Raw genomic sequence first — 14,390 nt, 5'->3', positions numbered from 1 at the left:
ACTTGGCACTTAAGCTGCAAGTACAAGCAGAATTCTCCGTCTTTTTGCCTGAGAGATTCGATTACAAATACGCAGCGCACATGTTTCATGCGAAATGCTTGTTGCTCTGCGAATCGCTATGTTACTTGCGAAACATTTGTAATCTTGCACCTTCGGCATTCACTTAAGAATTTTCCAGAGCGTTCTCTGTTTCCAGTTTTGCGAAGCGCAGCTCGCGCGGGTGCATGCGCCGTACAATTCAAGAAACTTCGTTGAACTATGTGTTCGCATTATTGCAAGGAGAAAGCAGCGGTACAAGTACAAAAACCAAAATAAGCGGTAAATGGTAAGTTTTATCTGTAAACGGTTGGGTTTATAACGTACCCGCCACACTGTACCCCGTATATGCTTCAAATTCATCAGCAACAGCGCGTTGAATGCGACGCAATGTTGCTTCATCGTGCCCACCAACAGGCGCTGCGTTCAATTCACGAATACGAAGTGCAAACTTCGACGAAGAGCTTACAATCACTTCATCGGCATGTGCTAATTCATCAAGCGTAAAAGCGCGTTCGATAACGGGAATGCCCAGCTTGTAGCACGCTAAAATCAGATGCGTTTTTGCAATTCCACGCAAGATATGCTCGTCATTTGGATGAGAACGAAACACGCCATCTTTCAAAATAGAGATATTTGAATGTGCGCATTCGGTGACGATACCATCACGATGCAATACTGTTTCGCTGACATGAGCATCTTGTGCCATTTGGCTATATAGCACCGCTGGCAACAAATTGAGTGTTTTTACATTACCGTACTCGAATCGCTTGTCGGCGGTTGAAATAACGGTGCCTTCATCGGTTATGGGGTCGATAGCTTGCGGACGAATAAGCACCCACAGCTTGCCTTTCATATCAGGATCAAACACGTGGTTGCGCATGGAAACCCCACGGCTCACCTGCCAATATACAAAATGAGTTTCACCATCAACACGCGAGGTTAAATCAAGAAGCAGCGTGCGCAGCTGCTCTTTTTCAAACGGAATACGAATAGAAAACGATGTAGCGCTTGAATAAAAACGATCAAGATGTTCCTCAAGCAAAAAGGGCTTGCCATGAGCTGCCATCGTAGCTTCATACACGCCATCACCAAAAAAGTGTGCACGATCGAGAAATGGCACTTTCACCTGGTCAACTGTACCAATTTCACCGTCATAGTACGCTAAATTTTCCATTGGAAGCCTCCTTAATACCGCCATACACAGACCGCAAAAGATTACAACAAGCGAATTGCAGCAGATTACGCAAAGCCGATGGGCGCGGCACCCTGTCGCGAACGCTACGAACAGCCGTAACAAGCCGATGCCACAACGGACAGTCACAAACACTGCGAGCAGCCGTAACATGTGGCCGCTTTATATTGCCACGAACGGCTGTAACATGCAGCCGCAAACGCTGCTCATAATGGTATTCATTGTTACACATTAAGCCGATATATCAAGATTGACTATGCTCAACGGCGTATATGATTTACACACTGGAAACAGGCAACCGATTGTAAGCACAAAAAAAGCCCGAACACACGCTCGGGCTGAAGAATCTGGCGGAGAAGTGGGGATTCGAACCCCAGAATCGCTTGTGGCGATTACTCGCTTAGCAGGCGAGCACCTTCGGCCTCTCGGTCACTTCTCCAAAACTGGCGGAGGAAGTAGGATTCGAACCCACGGTACCTTGCAGCACAACAGTTTTCAAGACTGCCGCCTTCAACCACTCGGCCATTCCTCCGCTAAACGCACAATAGAATACCATATAATATACCTATGAATGACCAAGATTACATGTATATTGCAATTGAAGAAGCAAAATCTGCCAAACGCGCAGGTGAAGTGCCTATTGGAGCAATTGTGGTTTTTCAGCCGATTAATAAAGAAACGCGAAAACCGCTTGCTCAGCCTCGCATTGTTGCCAAAATGCACAATTGTCGCGAATTTCACGACGATCCGTGCGGACACGCCGAGCTGCAAGCGCTACAAGAAGCAGCGCGGGTACTGGGCGCGTGGCGTTTAAGCGATTGCACGGTGTACGTAACGCTTGAGCCGTGCGTAATGTGCGCGGGCGCGATGCATCAGGCACGCATTGCTCGCTGCGTGTGGGGAGCGCCAAATCCCAAGGCTGGGGCGTTGGGATCGCTGTATGCAGTGCACGCTGACACGCGGCTTAACCATACCTTTGCCGTTGAGGGTGGCGTCCTTGAGCACGAGTGCGCCGATTTGCTGCGCGAGTTTTTTGCGGATAAGCGCGGGCACAAACATGCAGGTAAAGAACGTGGCTGAAGGGCGCGAGAACGAGTGTGCGGTCGTGCGGGAACGCGACAGAGAGCCACGGGAACGGGAACGGGAACGCGGGCAGCACTGACACGCGCAACACACGTAAGCCACACGCGCCACACACGTGGGCAACGTGCAAGCGGCAACACACGCGCGGCACAAGGGAGTACGCGGTAACGCACAACAGAAAACAACCAAGCAAGAAGGTGAATCGCTATGCCTCGTTCGTCAACTAATCACCAGGTAAATGCCGCAAACGACACGCTCTCGGCAACGGTACAGTCGCCTGCCAAGGTGAATCTGTACTTGCACGTTGGCGCCAAACGACCCGATGACTATCATGATGTAAACACGGTATTGCACACGCTTGACCTGCATGACACGCTCACGATACGCTACATGCCCGACCCTTCTCTTGCTGGCACGTGCCAAAAAAACCTACGCATTACACTTCACATAATCGATGCGCAAGGAAAACCCGTTATGATTGGTGCGCCAGAAGACAACCTTATTACAAAGGCGCTTATGCTGTATGCGCACTATGCTTGCATTCCCGCAGGACACATCCACGTGCAAGCAGTCAAGCGAATCCCTGTTCAGGCGGGGCTTGGCGGCGGATCGAGCAATGCTGCCGCAGCGCTGTATGGGGCAAGCGTGCTGTTCCCCGCTGGTGTGGCGCTTGAAAAACTGGCATGCGAACTGGGATCTGACGTAGCTTTTTTCTTGCACGGAGGATGCGGTTATTACACGCAGCGTGGCGATATACTGCACCATCGGCTACATGCTACTGAACAGCCTCTATGCCTTATAAAGCCAGATAAAGGAGTGAGCACTGCGCAAGCATATGCATATTTCGATAGCTTGCATGAAACCGCAACAGGTTCAAACGCCTGTTCACAGGAAAAATTTGAGCGAGAGACGGTGCACTCGGAAAGATTACAACCGAAAGAATTGCAGCTGGCAAAGGTGCAGATGGAAAAATTACTCCACGCATCAAACTTTTTTCGTACGCAGACGTTGCTTCACAACAATCTAACCAGCGCGGCGCTCGGGTGCTGTTCAGCGCTGCAACCGCTTCACGAACAGTTTGCTTCATGGAGCAATAAACTCCCAGATAAACGTTCATTTTTGCTATGCGGAAGCGGATCAGCAAGCGTGTTGTTTTGTGAATCGCGTAAAGAGGCACAACGCTGTGCAGATGCCGCCGCTCAGCAAGGATATTGGTCGTTTGCTGGAGCGCTTTCTCCCTGCGGCGTACAAGTTGTTCCGCTGTAAGCTCCGCATCGCAACTTCCGCCTTGCACCAACAAATTCATGCCGAAACGCATTTAATATGTTGCAATTGTAGGGAAATAACCTACATTTGCTACACAGACATGGCAATGCTCCACATCGTAATTGTGGTTATTGCGCAGGCGAACATTCCAATACTGACGTAAACAGCACGCGCCATTACAACCATTCTTTTAACATAGTTTATGTATTCTGTGACTATAAAACTTCCCATTGTGTGATAGTATGACTTATTATTCCTACTATAGAATAATACTGCAGCGAATATAATACGCATGGACAAAATACGCGCTATCATTCGCGCAACGCTTAACACGCAGAATACACATCATGCTGCACCACGCATTACACGCATAACACGTATCCGGGGGTTACTATGAGTATTCAATGGATTAGTCCATCACGCATTGAATACCTTTTACAAGAAGATTTTACGGGTATTGATATTACCTCTAACCTGCTATTATCGAATGCTGCGCGTGCGCGGCTTCAATTTTATGCACGCACTGATGGCATTGTGTGTTGCACTGAAGAAGCCGAAGCGCTGGCGCATCTGCGCAAGGTAGATGTGATGCTTACTCAAGCATCGGGCACACCAATCACAGCTCAGCAACCATTTTTTGCTCTTGAAGGAGCCGCGCAAGGCGTACACAGCATATGGAAAGTATGCATGAACCTCTTCGAGCACTACAGTGCGCTTGCCACTAAAACCCACACGATGGTACAGGCTATTCACGCCGTTAATCCCAATACGAATCTGTATGTAACGCGCAAAAGTATTCCTGGTACGCGCGACCTAGCCACCAAAGCTATCCATGCTGGAGGCGCATTTCTCCATCGTTTAGGTCTTGCCGAAACGATTCTTATTTTTGAAGAACACCGTGTTCTTATGGGTGGCAAACAAGCACTTTTAAAACAACTACCTGCGCTGAAGCGTCAGGCGTGCGAAAAGAAAGTCTTCATTGAGTGCTGTGCAGCTGATGCTGTCGATTACTTAGCGGCTGGTGCAGATGGCATTCAACTTGACAAACTTCCCGTAACGCAGGCAACACAAATAATTACTACCTTACGTGCCAATTTTCCCCATGCAACGCTTACGCTTGCTGGTGGAATAAATCCCTCCAATTGTCGCGAATACGCAGCGAGTGGCGCAGATGGGCTTATTACGTCTGCTCCTCTGTATGCCCCGCCGCTTGATATGGGCGTAATCATGACGCCTGTGTCACCTTGTTAGTAGTTCCACGTTATGAAAGGAAAAGGAATGGAACGTACTCATGCATTTACATCGAAGGGAGCAAAGCTTGTTATAGCTTTGGGTGTGGTTGCATCGCTCGGCTTTCTTGGAGCGTGCGCACCGCAGGCAAAACCTGCCGAGCCCGCAAAGGCGCCGCATGCTACCGAGCAAACAAAACCAGCGTCTGAGCAGCACCTTATGGTATATTGTGGCGCTGGCATGAAAAAAGCTATGGAACAGGTAAAAACAGGCTTTGAAGCCAAAAACCCTGGCGCTAAGCTGGATATTACCTATGCAGGCTCGGGAAAACTTCTTGCACAGTTGCAATCAACGCACAAAGGCGACTTGTTTATTGTGGGTGCTAAACCCGACTACGAAAACGCCAAAAAAGAAGGTCTGGTACAAGACAATATTCCTGTAGCAAACCATACACCTGCTATCGTAGTAAAAAAAGGTAACCCTAAACATATTAGTAGCTTGAAAGATCTTGAAAAACCTGACGTAAAGCTTGTTTTGGCCGATGCTGCAAGCGCATCTATTGGTCGCACCGCCAATATGATTTTCGAGAAAAACGGCATCAATGCTAAGAAAAACATTAAAGCGACCGTTGGTACGGTAACTGAGATTGTTACCGCAGTACAATCGAGTAACGCAGATGCTGGTATATGTACCAAAGACTCGGTATCTGAAGCGCAAGATGTGGAAGCTATTACCATTCCTAACGACCAAAACATTAACCAGATTATTACAGCAAGCATTACTACCTTTACCAAAAATCAAGATCTGTCAAATAAATTTGTAGCGTATTTAAAGTCGGCTGAAGGTAAAAAAGCTTACTCTGACCACGGATTTTTACCCGTTGATAAATAAACGTTAGTAGAAAGCATGTAGACCTCACGAAACGCCTGCACTCAAGTGAAACCGTTCATCGAGTGCAGGCATATTCGTAGAAGCATATCGGCTGCAGGCGTATGAGCGAATAGCAGTATGTTGGGCGCTGGTGCATGCGTGGATGGAAGCATATCAGCTGCAGGCGTATGAACGAATGGCAATATGTCGAGTGTAGGCACGTTTGTAACACACAACCGCAAACGACGCACAAACAGGTTCAAGTATAGCAGCACACTGGATATGAATGTATTCATATCTACACCTTTAACCAACAGCCAAGTATCAAAACCTTACGCGCCCTAATCAGCGCTTTGACGTGCATAACCAGCATGGTTTCGTAGCGAAAGGACAACAAGGCACTCATGAAACACGTATCACCGTGGAGAATAGGAGGGTTTGCTTCCTTGGGGATTGCATGCCTTATCCTTATTGCCCCGCTGGTGTATGGCATTTTACGAGGAGTAGGAGAGCTGCCAGGCGCCATCTTCGACGAAGAAGTGCAATTTGCATGCGGATTATCGCTGGTCACAGCCATTATCTCAACTGCTCTTTGTATACCGCTTTCCTTATGCGCTACAAGTTCCCTGTTTTCGGCACGCTTTAAAGGACGCAGCGCGCTTGTTCAACTTCTGACAACACCAATGGCGCTGCCTCATATCGTCCTTGGTATTATGCTTGTGCTTTTCTTTGGTAATCAAGGACTTGCACCTTTGCTTGAACCTTTGGGTATCGAATTTATCTTTACGGTACAAGGAATTATATTAGCGCAGGTAGTAACTAATATCCCCTTTGTTGTTGAACAACTATGGGCTGCTTTTTCAAACATAAACCCCAAACATATTTTCCAAGCACGCAGTATGGGCGCAAGCAACGCACAGCTTGATTGGTTGGTGGTATTTCCCAGCGTTAAACACGATATTATTGCCGCTATTATCATGTGTTTTAGCAGATGCTTAGGAGAATATGGTGCAGTTATGATGGTAGCTGGCACAACGCGCATGTCAACTGAAGTGCTACCAACTGCCATTTTGCTCAATACCTCAACAGGCAACCTATCGCGCGCATTAGCAATTGCTACCATTCTCATTTTGCTTGCAATTGCGCTTAGTGGCCTGTCTCGCATATGGCTGCGACAATCAACTCATGACAAGTACAGGAGCCACAAGCGCGTAAGACATGGAAGCGCGACGGGCAACACCACAGATGATGCAGATACGAAAGGCTTAGGAGTAAACGGATCAAACGCTTGCGCAGACGTGCAATACTCAGGTGCTGGCGCTGAAAGCTCAGGCGCAAACATCTCAGGCGCTGGTGGCGATACGCGATCTGATGCTGACGTAGACGCAAACGGCTCAGGTGTGGAACGCTCAGATGCAAAAGGAGAATACGCAACATGAGTACGCTTCTTTCGCTTCAAAACCTTGAAGTGTATATTGGCTCATGCCATACCGCACCCCTCAGCATGGAACTTAACGCTGGTCAGCATATTTGCCTTACGGGAGCATCGGGCATTGGAAAAACGCTTATTCTGGAAACTATCGCAGGTCGTTGGCAAGCATACGCTGGAGATATGCTGCTGCGTGGCGTTCCGCTCGAAACAATTGCACCTGCTGAACGAAACATTGGCTTGCTCTATCAAGACAGCATATTGTACAACCATTTTTCAGTGCTCGATAATGTAGCACTACCACTTCGCCTGAGATATAGCGCACAACGTACTTCTTTACGATCGGCACGCGCACACGCTCACGCACTGCTTGGATGGTTGAACCTTGAGCACCTTGCACAGCGCCATCCTGCTACCTTGAGCGGCGGTGAAGCTCAGCGCGTTGCGTTAGCGCGCACACTTATTCATAATCCCTCATTATTATTACTGGACGAGCCATTTGCGGCACTTGATACGGCAACAAAGCACCTTATGGAAGAAAAACTTGCAGAATGGCAAGATCAGCATAGTGCAAGCATTATTGAAGTAACACACGACAAACAGCGTGCCTTACGTATGCGCACCTATGAAGTAAGGAAATACAAGTAGGAACGCATACAAGGCTACAGCGTCGTAGCACGGACACACACAATGCGGCATGTGACGTGCGGATGACATATAAAATTACAATGCTTTACAAATACGTTTGCACTTTATGCAAACATGTGGATACTATCCAAAAATTTATGAACGTTGCCCTTATGAGCGGATGCGTCAATCAAATCTTGCAGAGAAATTTTTCCGAGAAACACATCAAGACTACTCGAAATAAGTGAATTAGCATCTTCAACACGATTAAGCAGTTCTGCTTCAATATCGGCATCAGCAAGTGTATAACGACGTGCTTTGCCTGGTTCTTCAAACGCGCGAACAATAGCGCCAACAGAAATTTCGCTTGGTTGTTTGCCTAATTCATACCCACCATGTTTACCAGGACGCGCAATAATCAAACCAGCATTACGCAGTTTAAGACCTAATTGAATAAGATAATCGCGCGGAATATTCATGCGTTCAGCGATTTCACGTGATGACACAATAGCATCTTTTGATGCAAGATACATCATGGTGCGTACACCATAGTCGATAGAGGCTTTTAATTTCATAGTCGTCCCCCTTCGCGGGTAAGGTATATGCTTATACACCAAGCACGTACCAGCAATCGTCGTTTTCCCGTATACACTCAACCGTTAAACTGTAGCCAAAATTTACATTAATGTAAGTTCTACTTAAGTTTTGACATAATATAGTAACGTACATCACACAATTGTATAGAAGTGTTACATGGTACGATACGCTCATGCAATTGGTAGACTTGTATTGTAACGCATACTCCTACCGTTCGAGTAGTAATTGTTATTATGTCACACATTGTTACAATTCTGAAAGAGAAAAGTTAATATAAATTATCTATTTATTGCATTAGTATTGCGTACAATGTAACAATAGAGAAGAAAGGTTTGGATAATTTAAATGCCAGTTCAACATGATAATCTAAGCGAACTTAAACAAAGTGTAAGAAAATATATAATGCAACTGAGGCGCAACCTTTCTCGTGAGGAACGTGATACAAAAAGTAATATAATTTCAGATATCCTGTTTACTAAAATTGATAATCTCTACACAATTTATTCAAAATCAGAGCCCATAAAGCCCTTTACCATAGCACTGTATTGCGCCATGGATGACGAAGTATCGCTTATGCCTTTTATAAAGCGCGCAGAAGGAAAACCATGGACGCTCTGTTTTCCCTGCATGATTAAGCCAGAGCGTGAACGTGATACGCAAGTATGCGCTGAAAGCGCGCGATCATGCGACAACGATCAACCAGGTACCAACGATCGACCATGCAACAGCGATCGACCAGGTACCAACGATCCGCTGGATAAAAACACAAACGCGCAAGCTATACACAACAGCACTTCACGTGACACTTACCAGCACGACATACGTGCAAACAAGACGCACCCACCCTGTGCAGCTGCAATCAAAACACACGTTTTTACAGAACAACAACCTAAGGTGCGCAATCAGATGCGCTTTGTAGAGCTTAATGCTATCAGCGTAGAACACAAATCGCTTGAATTTTTAGCGCATCCAGCGCGCGCATACACGCAAGCTGCCATTGAGCAGCAAATTGAACGAGATTCTTACACCACGCATACACGCTGGGTACAAGCTGAAGAATTCCATGCAATAGTTGTTCCTGTGGTAGGCTTCGATGATAGCAATATGCGCCTTGGTTATGGACAAGGAAACTACGATGAGTTTTTGGTGCAGTGCTCACCAAACGCTTCAATTATTGGAGTAGCATTTAAGGAACAGCATGTTGCGTGTGTATATCCTGAACCGCACGACGTAGCACTTCCCGACATTATCGTAAGTTAAAGGAAGCTCGTATAAGATAATGCTCAGCAACACGAATGCTCAGCAACACGAACATGCAGTAGTCCGAATGCTCAGCAACACGAACGCATGTGTATAAAACAAGCTAAACGCATGTTATCGCTCCATGAAGCGCTTTTGACACGCTTCACAATATCCAAAAAGTATACTTTGAGCAGGAATGATACAAAAACCATGAGATTGCTGCGTATGATGAGCAAACTCGGTAAATGTGCTGCAGTCGATTGCTAACGCAGCTCCACATTTCAGACATAACAACTGACCATAGGCGCTTTGTTCCTTATCAATATAGCGATAGTAAGCTTTTTTGTCAGACGGCATCTGAATTTTTGCAACCTCGCCCTCCGCAAAAAGAGCCTCAAGCGTACGATACACTGTTGTACGACCAAGCATTTCACCAGCTTCCGACATTTGTTCATACATGTCATCAACTGTCATATAGCAGTTCATATGCTCTTCCAAAAAAGCACGAATAATGCGTTTTTGTTTTGTATCGTAGCGTGCCATAACAACCTACCGTAAATGATATGAAGGACATGCGCCCGATTGCCCCTGATAATGACTCCCAAGGCCTGCTGAACCATAGGGGCGCTCAACGGGGCTTGTCATTTGCTCAAACGACATTTGCCCAATACGCATGCCAGGATGCAAAATAATGGGAAGGGTAGCTACATTTGACAATTCAAGCGTGATTTCACCCTCCCAACCTGGGTCAACATACCCTGCAGTGGAATGAATCATAAGACCAATGCGCCCCAAGCTTGACTTCCCTTCCAGCTTCCCCAAAATGTCGCACGGCACACAGATGCGCTCGACGGTGGTGCCAAGCGCAAATTGCCCAGGTTGCAGCACAAATATGCCGCCCTCCTGAACGTCGATGCTTTCGGTAAGCCCCTCTTGCGTTTTAAGCGGGTCGATAAACGCCTGCGTCGAATTTTTGAAAATGCGGAAATTTGAACCCAGATGCACGTCAACGGACGCGGGCTGAATGTCGTCCATATCGAGCGGAGCAATGCGAATACGCCCCAGTTCAAGTTGCTTTTTTATGTCTCGATCGGACAAAACCATACAAGCCCCCTATGCTCGTACATGCACACGCGTTCGCACGATAGTATACCCTTGAACAGTGCTTTTGTGAACAGGTGTGGGCGTGGGAACGTGGCGGCGCGGATGTGGGTGTGGGAACGTGGCGACGCGGGCGCGGGAGTGGGAACATCGGGAACGGGTACGGTAACACGACACCACAGCGCAACTGTTGTGCCATCAGCGGGAACGTGGCGGCGCAGGTGCGTTGCGCGCAGTTCCTTCCTCAGACTAATTATGCGGCTCGATTGGCTCGATTGGCTCGGTCGGCTCAGTTGGCTCGGTCGGTTCAGCTGGCTCGGTTGGCTGGTGCGCCGCAGGCGACGCCACGCCATCAAGCACGTTCTGCGTTGCGTGGTAGGCGTCCAAAATTCGCTGCGCAACCGAGTGTGCGTCAAGCCCCACGCTTTTCATCAAATCGGCAGGTGAGCCGTGGGGAACAAACTCATCTTCGATACCCAACGCCAGCGAAGGCGTATGAACATTGTGAAGCGCAAGCACATGCTGCACTTCTTCGCCAACACCACCCGCAATAACACCATCCTCGATACTCACAACCAGCTGCGTTTGCGCCGCCTGAAGAATTGCCTGCTCATCAAGAGGTTTTACCCAGCGCATATCAACCACACGCACCGACACATCATACTTCGCAAGCTCATCGGCCGCATCAAGCGCAACTTTTACCATTTCACCAAATGCCAGCACCGCCACCTGCTTACCTTCGCGCACGGTGTTCGATTTCCCCACCTCAAAGGTCTGCGGAACGCTTGGAATGTCCACGCCCCACCCGTTGCCGCGCGGATAGCGCAACGCCACGGGCCCAGGCGTAACAAGTGCCGTGTGAAGTGCACAAACAAGCTCGGCTTCGTTGCTGGGTGCAAGAATTTTCAACTGCGGAATCATGCGCAGGTACGCAATGTCAAACACGCCGTGGTGAGTAGCGCCATCGGCTCCCACCAGGCCAGCGCGGTCAATCGCAAACACAACATTGGTGTTTATAAGCGCGTTGTCAATAATAATCTGGTCAAACGCGCGCTGCAAAAACGTCGAGTAAATGGCAACCACGGGCTTCATGCCCGCAATTGCAAGCCCCGCCGCCATGCCAACTGCGTTTTCTTCGGCAATTCCCACGTCAATAGAGCGGTCGGGGAACGCGTGAAAGAACGCCTCGGTTCCAGTGCCTCCGCGCATTGCTGCCGTTATCGCAACAATCGTGTTGTCGTTGCGCCCTTCGTTCACCAGCGCATCACTAAACACCGAGGTGTACGACGGCGCATGCGCAGGCTTGGGCAGCATCTCGCCCGTTTGCGGATTGTACGCGCCCACGCCGTGAAACTGCACCGGATTTTGAATGGCCGGCGCAAAACCTTCGCCTTTATGCGTTACAACATGCATCAGAACAGGGCCGTTCGTGGCCAGCGCCATGCGCAAAAAGTCGCGCAGCTGCTCGATGTTGTGCCCGTTCAAAGGCGGTGTGCACACAATGCCCAGCTGCTCGTACATCATGGACGATTGCGGCAAAAACAACTGCTTCACGGAGTCTTTCATGCTGCGGCCCACGTTCACGGCAGCGCTGCCCAGCTTCCCTTGCGCCTCAAGGCGGCGCTGCGTTGCGTCGCGCGTGTTGCGGTAGGTGTCGCTTGAACGCAAGGCTCCTAAATGCTTCATCAATGCACCGACATTTTTGGAAATGGACATTTCGTTGTCGTTGAGAATAATCACCAAAGGCAGCTGCATTTGACCGATAATATTCAGCGCTTCAAACGCCATACCACCCGAAATACCAGCGTCTCCAATAAGCGCCACAATTTTTTCGTTCGAACCGCGTATTGCGCGTGCTTTTGCAAGCCCCAGTGCAATAGAGAGTGAATCAGATGCATGACCTGCAGCATGAACATCGTGCTTGCTTTCTGCAGGGTTCGTGAAACCAGAAATGCCGCCAAAACTGCGCAATGTAGGAAAGTTTTTCAAGCGTCCTGTGAGCAGCTTGTGCGCGTAGGCTTGATGGCCAACGTCGAACACGAATTTGTCGGTTGGCGAGTTAATAAGTGAATGAACAGCAACGATAATTTCAATAGCCCCCAAGGAAGATGCAACATGCCCGCCTGTTTTCGCGGTGACGGAAATAATCTCTTCTCGCAGCTCATGAGCCAAAATATTCAATTCATCATTAGTAAGACATGAAAGCTGTGAAGGCTCGGTAATGCAGTCGAGAATACGTTTCATAGGTGGCTGAACAGCGGAGATATTGTTCTCGGAGCTGCAGCGCTGCGAGCTCGGTTGTACGGGGAGGTTTTGATTTTGTGATGGAACGAAAGGGTCTTCTGTCACGCTAGCTTACCTCCTTCGGCGTGTGTTCATTCGTGCATCCACCAGCATGATCGTTAGCGGATTCTGCGGTGCAAGCGCAAGCGTGATCGTTGGTGTTAAAACGTTCATCAGCTGATACTTCAGTGGCAGCTACACCAGCGTGCTCACCAGCTGCACCATCTAAAGCCACAGGTGCACGAAACTGTTCTTCAAATTCGTCACAAGCTTTGTCGGCAAGCTTTTGCGCTTCTTCCAATAAACTTAATGCCTGATCAAGCTCCAGCGAATCATCCTTTAAGCATGCAACAATTTCTTCAAGACGCTGTGTTGTATTACTCATGGCACTCGTCAGCTTAACGCTCGTTAGTTTGGCACTCGTCAGTTGGGCGCTCATCAGCTTGGCACTCGTCAGCTTGTAGTGTAGACACTTCATGCTCTTCATCAAGAGCACACGCAATTTTACCTAACACACCGTTAATGAAACGCGATGATTCATCCTCGGCGCCAAAGCTTTTTGCTACTTCAACCGCCTCTGAAATTGCAACTGACACAGGAACATCGCTGCAATACACCATCTCGTATACTGCAACGCGTAAAATAGCCAAATCGACAAGCGGCATGCGCTCCAACGTCCAATTTTGTGAAATATGCGCAATACGCGTATCTATGTCGTCAAGGTGCTGCTGTGTGCCAACAACAAGCTCTTCTGCATACTCCGATATTTCTAAATCGCTTGAAGGATACAAGCCCTTTTCTAAAATATCGAGTGCTGGTGTATTGACCATTGCACTTGAATACAAAAGCGATATGGCCTGTTGGCGCGCTTTGGTACGCTCTTTAATTTTCTTTTTGGAGCTCATGGTTTCCTCTACTCTAAAACGCTGCAAGCGCAGGGCTTAGCGATCGCGTTTTAGCCCTTCTACATAAACGTCAATTGAATCGATATGCGCTCCCACCTGCGTGGTTACAGCATCGGAGATAGCTGCACGAACCGATTCTGCCAGTTCGGGCAAAACAGCGCCATACAACGCTACAATATGTACAGCAATAGTAAGATGATCGTTTTCGCCAATATGAACATCAATACCGGTATTGCCGCTTACTTTGTTGCTTATCATACCACGTAAACCGCTTACTTTTGCGCTTCCAACACTGGCTACGCCGTCTACTTCCTGAGTAGCAATTGCAACAATAGTTTCAACTACACCGGCAGATACTCCCATGCCGTCTACATGTAAATCGCTCATTGCATAACTCCTTACGTTTGCGTGTTATAGTAAGTGTAGCAACCATTACGTATTATTGCAGCGCAATTCAATAAATAAGTATCAAATATTTTTCTGAACCTGTGTGTGGGAAGCGCGCGCACGTATTGAACGAACGTGT

The 14,390-nt window shown here is 48.1% G+C and carries 15 protein-coding genes, 2 tRNA genes and 1 riboswitch; of the genes, 7 read left to right on the top strand and 10 right to left on the bottom strand.

The features are described 5' to 3' along the window. Nucleotides 1-26 precede the first annotated feature (26 nt). Nucleotides 27-188: riboswitch (glycine riboswitch) on the bottom strand. 164 nt (nucleotides 189-352) lie between these two features. From HMPREF3190_RS00370 to HMPREF3190_RS00360, 3 genes are all read right to left on the bottom strand, one after another. Next, complete coding sequence (locus tag HMPREF3190_RS00370) at nucleotides 353-1,213, bottom strand: aminotransferase class IV (protein WP_066779089.1); 861 nt, start codon at nucleotides 1,211-1,213, stop codon at nucleotides 353-355. A 366-nt stretch (nucleotides 1,214-1,579) separates the two neighbouring features. Further along, nucleotides 1,580-1,670: transfer RNA gene (locus HMPREF3190_RS00365), tRNA-Ser, on the bottom strand. A 5-nt stretch (nucleotides 1,671-1,675) separates the two neighbouring features. After that, nucleotides 1,676-1,763: transfer RNA gene (locus HMPREF3190_RS00360), tRNA-Ser, on the bottom strand. 35 nt (nucleotides 1,764-1,798) lie between these two features. Here HMPREF3190_RS00360 and HMPREF3190_RS00355 point away from each other — a divergent pair. From HMPREF3190_RS00355 to HMPREF3190_RS00325, 6 genes are all read left to right on the top strand, one after another. Further along, nucleotides 1,799-2,311 (top strand): nucleoside deaminase, encoded by a 513-nt coding sequence (locus HMPREF3190_RS00355; protein ID WP_066779086.1) that lies wholly within the window; start codon nucleotides 1,799-1,801, stop codon nucleotides 2,309-2,311. 210 nt (nucleotides 2,312-2,521) lie between these two features. After that, on the top strand, nucleotides 2,522-3,580 hold the full coding sequence (locus tag HMPREF3190_RS00350; RefSeq protein ID WP_066779084.1) for a 4-(cytidine 5'-diphospho)-2-C-methyl-D-erythritol kinase: 1,059 nt from the start codon (nucleotides 2,522-2,524) through the stop codon (nucleotides 3,578-3,580). 393 nt (nucleotides 3,581-3,973) lie between these two features. Beyond that, nucleotides 3,974-4,831, top strand: coding sequence for a ModD protein (gene modD, locus HMPREF3190_RS00345; RefSeq protein ID WP_066779081.1), 858 nt, complete (start codon nucleotides 3,974-3,976; stop codon nucleotides 4,829-4,831). A gap of 27 nt (nucleotides 4,832-4,858) precedes the next feature. Then, a complete protein-coding gene (modA, locus tag HMPREF3190_RS00340) occupies nucleotides 4,859-5,701 on the top strand; it encodes a molybdate ABC transporter substrate-binding protein (protein WP_066779078.1) in 843 nt (280 codons plus the stop codon). A gap of 383 nt (nucleotides 5,702-6,084) precedes the next feature. Next, nucleotides 6,085-7,119, top strand: a complete 1,035-nt coding sequence (locus HMPREF3190_RS00330; protein WP_082715022.1) for an ABC transporter permease — start codon at nucleotides 6,085-6,087, stop codon at nucleotides 7,117-7,119. Continuing rightward, nucleotides 7,116-7,757, top strand: coding sequence for an ATP-binding cassette domain-containing protein (locus tag HMPREF3190_RS00325; protein ID WP_066779071.1), 642 nt, complete (start codon nucleotides 7,116-7,118; stop codon nucleotides 7,755-7,757). Before HMPREF3190_RS00330 ends, HMPREF3190_RS00325 begins: the two co-directional genes overlap by 4 nt. Nucleotides 7,758-7,861: 104 nt before the next feature. Here the strand turns inward: HMPREF3190_RS00325 and HMPREF3190_RS00320 are convergent, their stop codons facing one another. Beyond that, nucleotides 7,862-8,311, bottom strand: coding sequence for an Rrf2 family transcriptional regulator (locus HMPREF3190_RS00320; protein ID WP_066779066.1), 450 nt, complete (start codon nucleotides 8,309-8,311; stop codon nucleotides 7,862-7,864). Nucleotides 8,312-8,735: 424 nt separating this feature from the next. Between HMPREF3190_RS00320 and HMPREF3190_RS00315 the strand changes: the two genes are divergently transcribed. Further along, complete coding sequence (locus HMPREF3190_RS00315; RefSeq protein WP_449675883.1) at nucleotides 8,736-9,593, top strand: 5-formyltetrahydrofolate cyclo-ligase; 858 nt, start codon at nucleotides 8,736-8,738, stop codon at nucleotides 9,591-9,593. Nucleotides 9,594-9,707: 114 nt separating this feature from the next. Here HMPREF3190_RS00315 and HMPREF3190_RS00310 read toward each other — a convergent pair whose 3' ends face one another. The 6 genes from HMPREF3190_RS00310 to HMPREF3190_RS00285 all read right to left on the bottom strand — a co-directional run bounded on the left by HMPREF3190_RS00310 (nucleotide 9,708) and on the right by HMPREF3190_RS00285 (nucleotide 14,251). Continuing rightward, entirely contained in the window at nucleotides 9,708-10,118 is a 411-nt protein-coding gene (locus HMPREF3190_RS00310) for a Fur family transcriptional regulator (protein ID WP_066779061.1), read from the bottom strand. Nucleotides 10,119-10,124: 6 nt separating this feature from the next. Beyond that, nucleotides 10,125-10,679 carry a dCTP deaminase gene (gene dcd, locus HMPREF3190_RS00305; protein WP_066779059.1) on the bottom strand — a complete coding sequence of 185 codons (555 nt, stop codon included), beginning with the start codon at nucleotides 10,677-10,679 and terminating at the stop codon, nucleotides 10,125-10,127. A gap of 246 nt (nucleotides 10,680-10,925) precedes the next feature. Next, nucleotides 10,926-13,025, bottom strand: coding sequence for a 1-deoxy-D-xylulose-5-phosphate synthase (gene dxs, locus HMPREF3190_RS00300; protein WP_449675880.1), 2,100 nt, complete (start codon nucleotides 13,023-13,025; stop codon nucleotides 10,926-10,928). Nucleotide 13,026: 1 nt separating this feature from the next. Continuing rightward, nucleotides 13,027-13,344, bottom strand: coding sequence for an exodeoxyribonuclease VII small subunit (locus HMPREF3190_RS00295; protein WP_066779056.1), 318 nt, complete (start codon nucleotides 13,342-13,344; stop codon nucleotides 13,027-13,029). A gap of 13 nt (nucleotides 13,345-13,357) precedes the next feature. Continuing rightward, a complete protein-coding gene (gene nusB, locus HMPREF3190_RS00290; protein ID WP_066779052.1) occupies nucleotides 13,358-13,864 on the bottom strand; it encodes a transcription antitermination factor NusB in 507 nt (168 codons plus the stop codon). Between the two features lie 36 nt (nucleotides 13,865-13,900). Next, entirely contained in the window at nucleotides 13,901-14,251 is a 351-nt protein-coding gene (locus HMPREF3190_RS00285; RefSeq protein ID WP_066779050.1) for an Asp23/Gls24 family envelope stress response protein, read from the bottom strand. Between the last annotated feature and the right edge of the window lie 139 nt (nucleotides 14,252-14,390).

Origin of the sequence: Umbribacter vaginalis, assembly GCA_001552935.1 — a bacterium.
Taxonomy (GTDB): domain Bacteria; phylum Actinomycetota; class Coriobacteriia; order Coriobacteriales; family Eggerthellaceae; genus Berryella; species Berryella vaginalis.
The sequence above is the reverse complement of the archived record's forward strand: the minus strand, read 5'-3'. Positions and strand labels throughout refer to the sequence as shown.